10 protein-coding genes are annotated in these 13,678 nt (G+C 64.1%); 4 read left to right on the forward strand and 6 right to left on the reverse strand.

Translation table 11 applies throughout. The features are described from left to right. The first annotated feature begins 182 nt into the window (after positions 1 to 182). Positions 183 to 812: a LysE family translocator gene (locus GYK42_RS05295; protein WP_166446638.1), complete on the forward strand. Its 630-nt coding sequence runs from the start codon at positions 183 to 185 to the stop codon at positions 810 to 812. On the opposite strand, the gene GYK42_RS05300 is transcribed toward GYK42_RS05295, so the two are convergent. Together GYK42_RS05300 and GYK42_RS05305 are read right to left on the reverse strand one after the other, a co-directional pair. Continuing rightward, entirely contained in the window at positions 775 to 1,515 is a 741-nt protein-coding gene (locus GYK42_RS05300; RefSeq protein WP_240943471.1) for a YceI family protein, read from the reverse strand. The two genes, GYK42_RS05295 and GYK42_RS05300, sit on opposite strands and share 38 nt — an antisense overlap. A gap of 535 nt (positions 1,516 to 2,050) precedes the next feature. Beyond that, on the reverse strand, positions 2,051 to 4,744 hold the full coding sequence (locus GYK42_RS05305) for a M1 family metallopeptidase (RefSeq protein ID WP_166446639.1): 2,694 nt from the start codon (positions 4,742 to 4,744) through the stop codon (positions 2,051 to 2,053). A 251-nt stretch (positions 4,745 to 4,995) separates the two neighbouring features. Between GYK42_RS05305 and GYK42_RS05310 the strand changes: the two genes are divergently transcribed. Continuing rightward, positions 4,996 to 5,619, forward strand: coding sequence for a glutathione S-transferase family protein (locus GYK42_RS05310; RefSeq protein WP_166446640.1), 624 nt, complete (start codon positions 4,996 to 4,998; stop codon positions 5,617 to 5,619). A 67-nt stretch (positions 5,620 to 5,686) separates the two neighbouring features. Here GYK42_RS05310 and GYK42_RS05315 read toward each other — a convergent pair whose 3' ends face one another. From GYK42_RS05315 to GYK42_RS05325, 3 genes are all read right to left on the reverse strand, one after another. Next, positions 5,687 to 7,792, reverse strand: a complete 2,106-nt coding sequence (locus tag GYK42_RS05315; protein ID WP_346768064.1) for a prolyl oligopeptidase family serine peptidase — start codon at positions 7,790 to 7,792, stop codon at positions 5,687 to 5,689. Between the two features lie 182 nt (positions 7,793 to 7,974). Then, complete coding sequence (locus GYK42_RS05320) at positions 7,975 to 8,634, reverse strand: hypothetical protein (protein ID WP_166446641.1); 660 nt, start codon at positions 8,632 to 8,634, stop codon at positions 7,975 to 7,977. A 247-nt stretch (positions 8,635 to 8,881) separates the two neighbouring features. Then, complete coding sequence (locus GYK42_RS05325) at positions 8,882 to 9,307, reverse strand: RidA family protein (RefSeq protein WP_166446914.1); 426 nt, start codon at positions 9,305 to 9,307, stop codon at positions 8,882 to 8,884. A gap of 128 nt (positions 9,308 to 9,435) precedes the next feature. Between GYK42_RS05325 and GYK42_RS05330 the strand changes: the two genes are divergently transcribed. Continuing rightward, the gene (locus tag GYK42_RS05330) at positions 9,436 to 10,368 is read left to right on the forward strand and encodes a LysR family transcriptional regulator (RefSeq protein WP_166446642.1); all 933 of its coding nucleotides are present in this window, start codon (positions 9,436 to 9,438) and stop codon (positions 10,366 to 10,368) included. Here GYK42_RS05330 and GYK42_RS05335 read toward each other — a convergent pair. After that, positions 10,352 to 12,043 carry a CehA/McbA family metallohydrolase gene (locus GYK42_RS05335; protein WP_166446643.1) on the reverse strand — a complete coding sequence of 564 codons (1,692 nt, stop codon included), beginning with the start codon at positions 12,041 to 12,043 and terminating at the stop codon, positions 10,352 to 10,354. The two genes, GYK42_RS05330 and GYK42_RS05335, sit on opposite strands and share 17 nt — an antisense overlap. Positions 12,044 to 12,365: 322 nt before the next feature. Between GYK42_RS05335 and GYK42_RS05340 the strand changes: the two genes are divergently transcribed. Continuing rightward, on the forward strand, positions 12,366 to 13,676 hold the full coding sequence (locus GYK42_RS05340) for an MFS transporter (RefSeq protein ID WP_166446644.1): 1,311 nt from the start codon (positions 12,366 to 12,368) through the stop codon (positions 13,674 to 13,676). Positions 13,677 to 13,678 lie beyond the last annotated feature (2 nt).

The following is a 13,678-nucleotide window of genomic DNA, read 5'->3' on the forward strand; positions in this document are numbered from 1 at the left end:
CGGAATGGGGGCGGGTGGGCTGGCATCGATGGGCTTGGTGATGATCGCGCGGGAATGGGCGGCAACGCCGTTTGCTATTGAATGCCCATTTTAATCGACTCTCGGTGACACACGGGCAATTTCATGTCATGCCCGCCTGGCGCCCGCTCCGGTATCATGGCGCCTTTGCCCGCGAGATATTCATGCTCAGTCCCGACCAGTTCCTGGCCTTCCTGGCCGCCGCCGTGTTGATTACCGCCAGCCCCGGCCCCGACAACCTGATGGTGCTGGGCGTGGGCATGTCGCGCGGGCGCCGCCAGGGCATGGCGTTCGGCCTGGGCTGCGCCCTTGGCTGTCTCACGCACACCGTGCTGGCGACTATCGGGGTGTCGGCCCTGCTGGCCACCTCGCCCACGGCATTTACCATGCTGAAAGTGGCCGGCGGGCTGTATCTTGTGTGGCTGGGCATCGGCGCCTTGCGCAGCCGTGGCGGCGCCAGAGTCGATGGCGCGGCGGCCTTGCCCGACGAATCCTTGCTGCGCCTGTTCGGCAAGGGTTTGTTTGCCAACAGTATCAATCCGAAAGTCGTGCTGTTTTTCCTCTCGTTCCTGCCGCAGTTCATCGTCGCGGGCCAGGGCAATGCCAGCTGGCAGACGGCGCAGCTGGGCCTGGTCTTCACGGCGCAGGCGTGCGTGCTGTTCGGCCTGCTCGGCTATTTTTCCGGCGCCGTCGGCCTGTGGCTGAACCGCCGCCCGCGCGCCGGCCTGTGGCTGGACCGGGTGGCCGGCACCATCTTCATCGGCCTGGGCTTGCGATTGATCCTGGCACGCTGAGTTCTTGTCGGGCGGTAATGCGAAACGCCAATTCCATCTGATCCTGCACGGCCATGGCGCCGCCCAGGACGGCGAACGGCACGATGCCGAAGTCGCTCTGTTTCAATAGCAGGCTGCCGCTGGCCTGCAGGCGGCGCCCATCGGCCGCTTCCTCGATGTGCACCGGGAGCTGCACCGTGCGCGTCACGCCATGCAGGGTGATGTCGGCATCAAACACTTCCTTGTTTCCCATGCGCCGGGCGGCGATGCTGACCCACGGATAGCGTTCCGCCTCGAGCACGCGCACCAGCATGTTGTGGCGTGTGCCGGCGATGGCGTCGGCCGACGGCGTCGTCGTCAAGCCGGCCGCCTGACGCAGGCTTTCTTCATCCACACTCATCTCGTCGAGCCGGAAGCGGAACTGCGCGTGTCCCAGCGCGGGCGCCACGATGCCTTGCAAGGTATGGCTGGCCACCACATGGTCATGCCCGAGCCGCGCCAGCGCGCCGCCGCGGCGCACGGTGATGGTCAGCAGGGATTCGTCGGGCGCGATGTGCAGCAGTTGCACGCCTTGCTGTTGCCATGCAGGCGCGGGCATGGCAGCAGTTGGCGCGGGAGCAGTGGCAGGAGCGGGCGGCAAGGGCGTGCAGGACGCCAGCGCGGCGCAGGCCAGCAGAAAGGTGGTGCGGATGGCAGAGGGCAGACGGTGGTTCTGGCTGAGCATGGGGCAGATGGGACAAGGACGATAGGGGAATAGTACGCGATCCGCGCGGCGGCGCGCGTGCAATGTTAGAGCTACGTCATAAGCCCGTCATATGCCGCTGCTATGATGCTTTTGTTGGCACATAGCATGCATTGCGCAAATCACTACGCTCCGGGAGCGATAGGATGCAGGCATGACTCAACAGCTTAGCCGGTGAGCTCAACCATCGGCACCAGACACGTAAAACTTGTTTTTTAGCAATAATTGCCGGGTAGGGCAGGGGGAAAATGGGAATCGGGCGGGGATTTAATGAAGTCCTAAGCCTGTCTTCATGAAGGGCTGGCATAGTGGACACATGGCGCACGGAAACCCCGGGCGCAAGGTTGCCGGACACCTCAATGACCGGCACGATTTCCACTTTTGCATGTGTTTCCCGTTTTATCCCTGCGCTCTGAAACAGCGTTTCAACCGGCTACCGCACCTTGCGAAGCCGGTTTTTTTTGCCTGCGTTTTCTTGCTCCCGGCGCCAGGCGTCGGGAGGCTTGTTTGTTCCCTATTAGCCCGCCTGTTTCGCCAGCCACGCATCGACGGCCGGCAGCCGTTCGGCGCGCAGCTTGATGCGGTACTTGATGCCGGCCACGGAACTGTCGGCGTCGCCGCGCGCGCTGGCCGGCAGATGCGCTTGCGCGTACGCTTCCAGCTTGGCGATCATGTCCGCCTGCGCCGAGCCGGCGGCCAGGCGCGGGAAGTAGCGGCTGCGCGAGCTGGCGTCGATGCGCGCATTGACTTGTTCCAGGTGCGCCAGCGCGAAGTCGAAAGCCAGTTCCGGATGCGTGCGCGACACGCGCGAGATCATGGCGGGGCTGTTCGTCACGCCCGGCTCGTCCGTCAGCGCCAGGGCCAATGCGCGCTGCGCCAGGGCGGGATCATCGCTCGAGGCCAGCAGGTCGTACAGCTGGTTCTTGACCAGCGGCGTCTGTTCCTGTCGCGCCTTGGCGTGCAGCTGCTCCCAGGTGGTCGCGTCCGCATGCTGCGCCACCACGCCCAGGATGGTGCGGCGCAACGGCGCCGGCATGGCGGCGGGATCTTGCTCACTGGCCGCGTAACGGCGGCGCGCCTCGGCGATCACGCCCGGTTCGCCCATGTCGCCGAGGATGGCGATCAGCTGTCCGCGCAGGGTCGCCACGCTCGATGCTTCGCCCGCGCGCGCTTCCCAACCCGTCTGCGCCACCATCGGCGCCAGGCGCGCCATGGCGAAGCGGCCGAAAGCCTGCTGGCGTACGCCATCGCCCGCATACTGTTGGTACAGGCTGCCCAAGGAAGCGGCCACCTTGCCCAGCACCTGCGGATCGGCCGACAGCGGCGTCGCTTGCACCAGTTCCAGGAAATCGGCCAGGTTTTGCGCACCGGCCAGGCCCAGCGACTGGCTGTCCGCCAGCAAGCCCAGTTGGTCGATCGGCGCCAGGCGCGCAAAGCTGCCCGCCAGCGCGCGCGCGTTGGCCGGCGCGTACACGGTGCGGTAATAGCCGCTCTGGCCCGCGTTTACGAGCAGGGCGCCGCAACCGGGCACGTTCAGGGTCGCTTTGCCATTCTTGACCAGCACTGTGGCCAGCTTGCCGTTGCCCACCGTCGAGGCGATCACCGGCACTTTCCACGACAGCGGCTTTTTATTTGGCTGATCTTTGGAAAATTCCGTCTGCGTCAGGCGCACGCGCGTATTGCCGTTTCTGCACACGGCGTTACCCACCGTGATCATCGGCACGCCCGGCTGCAAGGTGAAATCATGGGCGATGGCGCTGACAGGCTTGCCGGCGGCCGCATCGACTTCGCGCCACAGGTCGTCGGACACGGTATTGCCATACGCATGCTTGCGCATGTAGTTGCGCACGGCCGTGCGCCAGATATCGGCACCCACATACGCTTCGAGCATGCGGATCACCGCTTCGCCTTTTTGATAGGTGATGCCGTCAAAGGCCTGGCTGGCCTGTTCCACGGTGGCGATGCGCTGCACCACCGGGTGCGTGGTGCGTAGCGCGTCCTGGCTCATGGCCGACTCGCGTCCGCCGACGCTGGACAGGGCCGTGTTCCACTCGGGGTGCAGACGCTCCGTCGTGCGGCCTTCCATCCACGAGGCGAAACCTTCGTTGAGCCACAGGTCGTCCCACCAGCGCATGGTAACCAGGTCGCCGAACCACTGGTGCGCCATTTCATGCGACAGCGTGGTGTAGATGTTTTCCTTGTCGGCCTGGGTCGAGATGGCCGGATCGAGCAGCAGGCCGTACTCGAAGGTGAACACGGCGCCCCAGTTTTCCATGGCGCCGAAGAACTGGCTGCGGCCCGGCGCGGCAATGTTGTCGAGCTTGGGCAGCGGGTAGCGCACGCCGAAATAGTCATTGTATTCGCGCAGCAGGGCGGCCGACTCGTCGAGCGCGAAGCGGCTTTGCGCCAGCGCGCCACGTTTCGTGATGACGCCTATTTCCGTGCCTTCGCTCATGGCCGTGGCCCGCTCGAAGTCGCCCAGGCCGAAGAACAGCAGATACGTCGACATGCGCGGTGTGGTGGCAAAGTACACGTGCTTCATGCCATGGCCCATCTCCTCGCTGCGGGCAATCGGCATGTTGCTGACGGCCATCTGGCCGCTCGGCACGACCACGCTGAGATCGAAGGTGGCCTTGTAGTCCGGTTCATCCCACGACGGCAGCATGCTGCGCGCGTCCGAGTTTTCGAACTGCGTGTACAGCGCGCGCTGGCGCCCTTGCGGCGTGTCGTAATCGAGCGAGAACAGGCCCGTGGCCTGCGTGCCGATCTTGCCGCTGTAATCGATGCGCAGCAGGTACTCGCCCTTGTCCAGCGGCTGGGCAAAATGCACGGTGGCCGTCTGCTTGTCCGTATCGAACTCGATCTTGCGCGTCACCTGCTTGCTGCCGCCCGCGCCTTCGATGGCGGCGGCCGCAAACGCCAGGTTCAAGGCATTGAAGGTGATGCTGGCCGTCGGCTTGTCGACGGCCACCTTGATGGCGGCTTCGCCCTTGAAGGTGGCGGCGGCGGCGTCCGGCGTGATCGACACGATATAGTGCAAGGGCGTGACGCCGCGCGGCAGCTGCGTGGTGGTCGTCGCGGCATGGCTGGCCGAGGCGTATTTTGGGACCGCGGCAGCGTGGCCCGCATGGGCTGCGGTGATGGAAGCCAGTGCCAGGACGGCGGCGGCCAGTTGGCTGTGGCGGAAGCGCGGAGTCGGTGTGCGATGCATGGTATGCCCTAGTTTCATGGATAAAACGCCCGCCAGCCGGATAGGCTGCGGGCGTTGATGACGTGTGGGGGACATGCTGGAACTGGCGGCCAGCGTTCCCCTACAGCAATCTAAGGCGAAACGGGGGCAAAGTCAACGCGCCAGGGGCGCCGCACCATGGCGGTGCGCTGGTATGATGGACGCGTGACCGTACAGCCGCAGGCCAGCCCCGCAGCGGATTGTCCCCCCATAACGAGACGAGACCCAAGCACATGAAACTGATTATCAGCCCCCGCACGCCCAATCCACGCCGCGTCACCATGTTCATCGCCGAGAAGGGCATCACCGGCATCGAGGAAGTGGCGCTCGACCTGATGGCGGGCCATCACCGCGATCCCGCCTTCCTGGCGAAAAACCCGCTGGGCCGCGTGCCCGTGCTGGAGCTGGACGACGGGCGCGTGCTGACCGAAACGCGCGCCATCTGCACTTATCTGGAAGGCTTGCAGCCGCAGCCGAACCTGATGGGCGAGGGTTACGAGGAGCGCGCGTTTATCGAGATGGCCGACCGCCGCGTGGAACTGCATTTGTTCAGCGCCGCCGCCAACTGGGTGCGCCACGGCCATCCGGCCCTGGTGGCGCTGGAAAATCCGCAGTTTCCCGATTTCGCCACGGCGCAGGCGGGCAAGCTGCGCGAGACGGCGCAATGGCTGGACCAGGTGCTGGCCAGCCAGCCCTACATCGCCGGCGACCGCTTCACGATTGCCGACATCACGGCCTTCTGCGCGCTGGAATTCGCACGCGGCCTGATGAAGTACCGGCCGGGCGCGGAAGGGTTGCAGCACTTGCAGGCCTACCGCGACCGCATCGCGGAACGGCCCAGCGCGCAGGCGAAGTAACCGGGTAGGCCGGGCAGGTTGGGCAGGTCGGATTAGCGCGTGAGCGCGTAATCCGACATCAGCCCCATTATTTCAGCTGCTCCAGCAGGAAGGTGTAGGTCAGCGCCCACATCAGCGCCTGCTGGTCGTTGTTGGCGGCGCCCGCATGGCCGCCTTCCGTGTTTTCCCAGTACAGCACGTCGTGGCCTTGCTCTTCCATCTTTGCCACCATCTTGCGCGCATGGCCAGGGTGGACCCGGTCGTCGCGCGTCGAGGTGGTAAACAGCACGCGCGGATATTTCTTGTCCTTGAAGACGTTCTGGTACGGCGAGTACTTGCTGATGTACGCCCATTGTTCCGGCACGTCCGGGTCGCCGTACTCTCCCATCCACGAGGCGCCCGCCAGCATCTTGTTATAGCGGCGCATGTCGAGCAGCGGCACCTGGCTGACGACGGCGTTGAACAGGTCGGGACGCTGCACCAGCACGGCGCCCGTCAGCAGGCCGCCATTGCTGCCGCCCATGATGCCCAGGTGGCGCGGGCTGGTGATCTTGCGCTTGATCAGGTCCTGCGCCACGGAGATGAAGTCGTCATACGCGCGCTGGCGGTTTTCCTTCAGTGCCGCCTGGTGCCAGCGTGGACCGAATTCGCCGCCGCCGCGGATATTTGCCAGCACATACACGCCGCCTTTTTCCAGCCACGCCACGCCCGTGGTGCCGCTGTAGCTGGGCTTGAGCGACACTTCAAAGCCGCCATAGCCATACAGCACGGTGGGGTTGCTGCCGTCGAACTTCGTCTGCTTGCCCATGATGGCGAAATACGGCACCTTGGTGCCATCCTTCGACGTCGATTCGAACTGCTCCACTTTGTATGGCGTGGCGTCGTAGTAGGCGGGCAGCGACTTGATTTTCGTGCGCTTGTCGCTTTGCGCCGTGGCCAGGTACAAGGTGGTCGGATTGAGGAAGTCGGTCACCGTCAGGAAGTACTGGTCCGAGTCGACCGAATCGAGTGCGCTGACGGCCAGGGTGCCCAGCTCGGGCGCGTCGACGGCGCGGCGCTGCCACTTGCCGTTCACGTGGCGCAGTTCCGTCAGGCGGTTCTTGACCTTGTCCAGGGTGGTGACGAGGATGGCTGATTTGGTTGCCGTGACATTGTCCAGCGAAGACGTGGCCGTGGGCGCGTACAGCACTTCCAGGTCTTGCCTGCCCTGCATGAAGGCCTTGAAGTCGGTGGCCAGCAAGGAGCCTTGCAGATAGGTCTTGCCGTTGACTTTCCAGTCCGAGCGCAAGGTGATGACCAACTGGTCGCGCACGGTAAACACGGTGGCGTCGTCCGGCTTCGGCACTTTAGTCAGGTTCGCGCCGTCGCGCAAGAAGGTTTCGCCGCTGTAGAAATCGATCTGCCGTTCGATAAATTGATGTTCGTAGCCGGGCGTGAAATCCTTGTAGGCGCCGGCGCTCAGGTCGTCGGGCTTGGCTTCGTACAAAGTTTGCGCCTGCGCCAGCGGCGTGCCGCGCTGCCACTGCTTGATGATGCGCGGGTAGCCCGAGCTGGTCATCGAGCCGGGGCCGAAATCGGTGGAGACGAACAGGGTGTCCTGGTCGATCCAGCTGGCGCTGCCCTTCGCTTCGGGCAGGGTAAAGCCGCCCTCGACAAAGGCGCGCTTGGCCACGTCGTATTCGCGCAGCACCTTGGCGTCGCCGCCGCCGCGCGACAGGGAAATGAGGCAGCGTTCGCCCTTTGGATACAGGCAGGAGGCGCCGCCCCAGACCCAGTTTTCATTCTCGCCGGCCGCCAGCTGGTCCAGGTCGATCACGGTTTCCCAGGCGGGTTCGGCCAGTTGGTATTGCGCCAGGGTGGTGCGGCGCCAGATGCCGCGCACATGCTGGGCGTCGCGCCAGAAATTATAGTAATACTCGCCTTCCTTGCTGACGTAGGGTATGCGTTCCTTGGAATTGAGGATGGTCTTCAAGCGTGACTGCAAGGCGGGGAAGCCGGGCTGGCTTTCCAGTTCCTTGACGGTGACGGCATTGTGCTGCTTGACCCAGGCCAGCGGCTTGTCGCCGAGGACTTCTTCCAGCCACAAATGGGGATCGGTGTTGGCGGCTGCGGGCGAGGGTGCTTGTGCATGGGCGATGCCCGCTGCGGCCATGCCGAGCAGCATGCTGCCGGCGAAGGTGCGATAAAAAGACATGGACAGGATTCCTTGACGATGGTCGGTTGTGCCGTGTTGCTGTCAAAACGGCGCAGCCATGTTGCCACGGATTGCCGGATGCAACCAGCGTCTGCAGGCGCTGACCGGGGAAAAACCATGCTTTTCCAATATTGTTTGCTGGAATGGACGCTGGCCGCAGAATCTGCGGCGTATTGCTTCCTTCAGGATGCGCAGAGCCCGATCAGCGAGGTCACCGTGAGCCCCGTTTTTTCGACATCGCCGCCGTCGGGGTGATAAATCCACAATGCATCGTTGTCGCGGCTGTCGATGAACAGGATGCGCGTGTTTTCTTCGCCGATAGCCACGCACGCCGCCAGCTCGGTGGGACTGAACGGCGCTGCCTGCGTCGCACCTGTTCCCGCCACTTGTGTCAGGGCCTGAGCAAAGCCTGCCAGTTGTCTGGCTGCCAGATACCGTGTTCCATCCACATCGACGTCTTGACACAGCGCGTCCAGGCTGTACAGCGTAAAGTGATCTTCATCGCTGACCACCGCAACGTCGGAACGTGATTTGCCGCTGCGGAGGTGTTCAAGATAGGCCTGGGGCAGGGCCACGTTTTCCCTGGCCAGCAATTTTTCCAGCTGCTTGCCGCTTTTCTTCGCTACTTTGGCGGCCTTGGGCGCGACGGCTTCGCAAGCCTGCGCTGTCCATGCCATTGGATTGAATTGGAACATCCTTGCACATGCGGGGCAGTGCAGGAACATGAAGGTCATTTTTTTGGCGATGGCCGTTTTTAAAAACGCGCCATCCGGGGCGTCCATTGCGCTGGGGGCGAAGTGGCGCCCGCAGTCGCCATTGTAGGGGCACGTGATCTCGGTCATGATGTAGCGTTTTCAGGCATTGACGTATTGTTCCATCCGCAAAGCGATCTCTCTTTTCTTCCAACAGGCAACGCCGCGTTCCGTGCCCGCAAGGCATGCTGATTGCCCGGCATCAGATCAACATCGCAGGTCTTGGTATTGGTCGGTGGCGCCGCCTTGCTGTCAAAACGGCGCTGCCATGTTGCCATAGATCAGTGCGAGCGAACGCTGCGGCGGGCAATCGTGCGCGGGAAAGCCTGCCTTTTTGTTATTTTTCCTCGGTGGTTTCAGGGGCGTGGCGGTCAGGCAGCTTGGCCACTACCTTGATCTCGAACTGGAAACCATACAGCCACGTCACGCCAACGGCCGTGACCGTCGGGTGCGGCGCCTGGCCCCAATACTCCGCCTGTACGATATCCCAGATGCGCTGGAAGTTCGATTGCGGATCGACGATAAAGATGGTCACGTCCTGCACGTCGTCGAAAGTGCAGCCGGCGGCTTGCAAGATGGCGTTCAGGTTGTCGAACGCGCGCCGAACCTGGGCTTCGAGCCCAGGTTCGGGCGTGCCGTCTTCGCGGCTGCCGACCTGCCCCGACACAAACAGCAGGCCGTTGGCACGGACGGCAGGGGAATAGCGGTTCTGTTCATACAGGGCCTGGCGGCCCGGAGGGAATACGACGTCGCGTTTCATCAGCTTTCCTTTGTTGATGCAGCGAAGTTGCTGCCTGGAGAACACTTTATCTGCTGCTAACCTGCGGATAAAGCGGCCAGATCGGACTGGACTATTTGTATAATCCAAACAATCGAATGGCGGAGGCGTGGATGGACAGGTTTGATGCGATGAAGGCGTTCGTGCGGGTGGTCGAGACGGGCAGTTTTACGCGGGCGGCCGCGACCTTGCACATGAGCCGCACCACGGTGACGCAACTGGTGCAGCAGCTCGAAGCGCGCCTGCGCCTGAAACTGCTGAACCGCACCACGCGCAAGGTCAATGTGACGGCCGATGGCGCCAGCTACTACGAGCGCATCGTGCAGGTGCTCGATACGCTGGAGGAGATCGAAACGAGCTTGCCGCACGCCGCCGCTTTGCCGCGGGGCCAGTTGCGGGTGGACGTGCCCAGTCCGCTTGCCGCTTTGCTGCTGGTGCCGGCGCTGCCCACGTTTCATGCGCTGTATCCCGATATCGTGCTCGACATGGGCGCCAGCGATCGCATGGTCGACGTGATCGCCGACAATGTCGATTGCGTGATACGCGGCGGTGACATCACCGACCAGTCGCTGATGGCGCGCAAGCTGGCCGACTTGCCATTGGGCGTGTATGCGGCGCCGGCCTACCTGCAACGGGTGGGCACGCCCCTGCATCCGCAGCACTTGCAGGGCAGCGCGCACCGCATCGTGCGCTTTCGCTGGGCCCGCAGCGCCAACGGCTTTCCATACGTGATGCACCGCGAGGGCCAGAGCGTCAAGATCCATGGCCAGTACGTGCTGTCGATCGACGACGGCAACGCCTACCTGGCGGCCGGGGTAGCGGGGCTGGGCGTTCTGTGGCTGCCCGATTATATGGCCCGGCCGCACGTGGCCAGGGGTGAGCTGCTGCCGCTGTTCGAAGCATGGACGGTCGATCCCATGCCGCTCTATCTCGCCTATCCGCCGAACCGCCATGTCAGCAAGAAACTGCGCGTCTTCATCGACTGGGTGGTCGAATTGATGGCCCGGCATTCCGCCAGCCCAGTTGCCGTCAGGGCAACTGATTGACCCACACGGGCGCCGACCAGACGATATTGCCGTCGTCCTGCGTCAGCCGCGCGTAATAGAAATGGGGGCCGGGCGCGGGCGTGACGGTGAGCTCGGCCTGGTCCGAGATGGGAGTGACGGAACCGTTGCCGCCCGGCACGCCGTGGAAGATGGCGATGGCGGCCGCTTGCCTTCCGGCGCTGTTGCTGAAGCTGGTGGCCAGCTGCAAGGGGCCGCGGTTGTCGAAACGCTCGCCCATCAGCTTGCCGTTGGCCGTGAACAGCAGCTGCGCGTGCTTGTCCATGGTGGCAAACACGCGGCGCGCGCGCAGCGCGTCGAGGAAGCTGTCGCGTGACACGGCCATGCCGGCGGCCGGGCTGGCTACCAGCACGGCCGTACGGTTGCCATACGACGCGCCCCAGTTGGCGCAGTGGTTGTCCTGGTTGCTGCTGAAGGCCACGTGGTAGCCGGCCGCCAGGGCTCGGTTGCAGGCCGCCTCGTAATTGCTGCGCCGCGTTTCCGTTTCCTCGTCGTTCGTGGAAAACGCGGACGTATTCATCACTTCGCACAGCACCATGGCCGCGTCGCCGTCCGGCGTGTAGCCCAGCGGCTGGCCGTTGACGAGAAACTGGCCCGTTTGGGCCGGGTGGTTGAACTGGCCGATCCAGCCCCTTTCGCGCATCAAGCTGTACAGGCCCGCGTAATCGCCCTTCGGCGTCTCGATATCGGCCAGCAGCTCGCCCTGGGCATTTTTTTCCCAACCCAGCAACTGCTCGCCGTTAAAAATGTTCAGGTGGCCGCCCTTGTTGATGACGCCCCATTCCATGCCGTACAGGGCCAGGAAGCCCGGGTGGGCGGCCGAATACGCGGCCGCTTCGGCCAGGCCCGTCTGGTACAGGGCTATCGCTTCGGCAGGGGTGGCAGCGGCGTTGGTGCCGTCCGAGCCGTCGTACATGTGATTGTGCTCGGACGTCAGCAGGGCGTCGAGCCCGTGGTCTTGCGCATACTTGTAGGCATCGATGGGGCCGTAGGGCGCCGTTTGCGGGTCTTGCGCGCCATGGCAGGCGTCGAGCGCCGCGCCGCCGTCGCTGTGGCGCGTCTGGCTGTGCATGTTGGCATAGACGATGCGGTAGCCGGGCTGGCCTTCCAGGCTGGGCAATTGTTGCAATCCGGCCTGGAAGGCGCTCACCCTGGGCGCCGTGCTTGCCCCGCGCTGCACCTGGATGTGCCATTGCTGTTCCACCTGCGCTTGCTGCGGCGTGCCCGCATCGGCCACGGCCAGCAGGCGCAGTTCGTACATGCCGTCCGGCGCCAGCGCGCGCCGTTCGCGCGCATCGGCGTCGGCGCGACCATCCCAGGGCAAGTTCACGCTCTTGCCGCCGGCCCCCACCTGTTCCGTGCCTGACCAGCGCCGCAGCGCGGCGCCTTGCGGGCCGGGGCCGGACAAGGTCAATGTCCAGCGCACGGCATGGGTGCGCCCCTCGTCGGGATAGGTGAGCCGTACGACAAATGTACGCGCCTGCGTGACCCGCTCGCCGCGTGCGGCGTGAAAGGGCGCGACGACGGTGGCATCGAGCTCGCTGTGTTCTTTCGGCTCTTGCGCGGCAGCAGTGTTGCTCCACGCAATGAGCAATAGCCCGGCGCACGCATATGCCAGCCATGGCGGCCGCAAGCGACGCCGCAGTGTCTTGACCATCGTGGCCTCCCGCTACTGCTTCAGATGGCAGTTAGACAAGAGTTGCCACTTACTGGTTCCCGCATGCACCAGCAAGTGGCGTGCTTGCACCGTGATTGGCCATGATCTGGCGCAAAGCAGTTGCGAATGCTGCCGTTTGCCCCTCAGACAAGCTGGCACGGCGCTTGCTAAACAGAAGGTACGGATCAACGGCGATCCCCTGAATAAACGCACAACGGTCCAACGACGGACCACATGGACAACGGCGTCCGCCCAGGCTGATTTTTTATCGGCGGGGGCGGGCGCCGTTTTGTTTTATCAACGGGATACCTCGGGAACCTATATGGCCAGCCAAAAAGCAACGCGCATCGCGCTCTTCTCCCTCGCCACGCCGCCCATGCGCGCATTCCACCTGACGTGGATGGCATTTTTCGTGTGTTTCTTTGCCTGGTTCGCCTGCGCTCCCCTGATGCCTGTCATCAAGGGCGAGTTCGGCCTTTCCTTGGCGCAAGTGGCCAACATCAATATCGCGGCCGTCGCCATCACCATCCTCGTGCGCCTGATCGTGGGGCCGTTGTGCGACCGCTACGGCCCGCGCAAGACCTACACGGGCTTGCTGCTGCTGGGCGCCATCCCCGTGCTGGGCGTGGCCGCCTCGCAAAGCTATGAAAGCTTTCTGTTCTTCCGCCTGGGCATCGGCGCCGTCGGCGCCAGCTTTGTCATCACGCAATATCACACCTCGGTGATGTTCGCTCCCCGCGTCGTGGGGACGGCGAATGCCGCCGCCGCCGGCTGGGGCAATGCGGGCGGCGGTGCGGCGCAGGCGCTGATGCCACTGCTGCTCGGTGCCGTAGTCATGCTGGGTGTGTCCGAATCGCTGGGCTGGCGCGTGGCCCTGCTGGTGCCGGGCGTGCTGATGCTGGTGATGGCCGTTCTCTACTGGCGCTATACGCAGGATTGCCCTGAAGGTAATTACTCGGACTTGCGTGCCGCCGGCGTCGCCATCGAAGGCGGGAAGGCCGGACATGCTCCGGCCGGCGGCTGGGATAGCTTCAAGGCGGCCAGCGCCAACTACCGCGTGTGGCTGCTGTTCGTCACCTACGGCGCCTGCTTCGGCATCGAGATTTTCATCCACAACATCGCCGCCGTGTACTACGTCGACCATTTTGGCCTGTCCCTGAAATCGGCCGGCCTGGCCGCCGGCAGCTTCGGCTTGCTGGCCCTGTTTGCCCGCGCTTTGGGTGGCTGGATGTCCGACAAACTGGCCTTGCGCGGCAACCTGAACAGCCGCGTGACCCTGCTGTTCATGCTGATGATCGGCGAAGGCGTGGGCCTGCTGTGGTTTGCCAAGGTCGACAGCGTCACGTATGCCGTCATCGCCATGCTGGTCTTCGGCCTGTTCACCCACATGGCTTGCGGCGCCACCTACGCGCTGGTGCCTTTCATCGACAGCAAGGCGCTGGGCGGCGTGGCCGGCATCATCGGCGCGGGCGGCAACGTGGGCGCCGTGGCGGCCGGTTTCCTGATGAAGGGCACGGGCGACATCCGCCAGACTTTGATCATCCTCAGCGCGCTGGTGGTGATCTCGGCCCTGTGCGCCATCGCCGTGCGTTTTACCCGAGAAGCGGCCGAACCGAACATGGCCGCGGCCTGAGG

Origin of the sequence: Janthinobacterium lividum, assembly GCF_011601275.1 — a bacterium.
Classification (GTDB): Bacteria; Pseudomonadota; Gammaproteobacteria; order Burkholderiales; family Burkholderiaceae_D; genus Janthinobacterium; species Janthinobacterium lividum_E.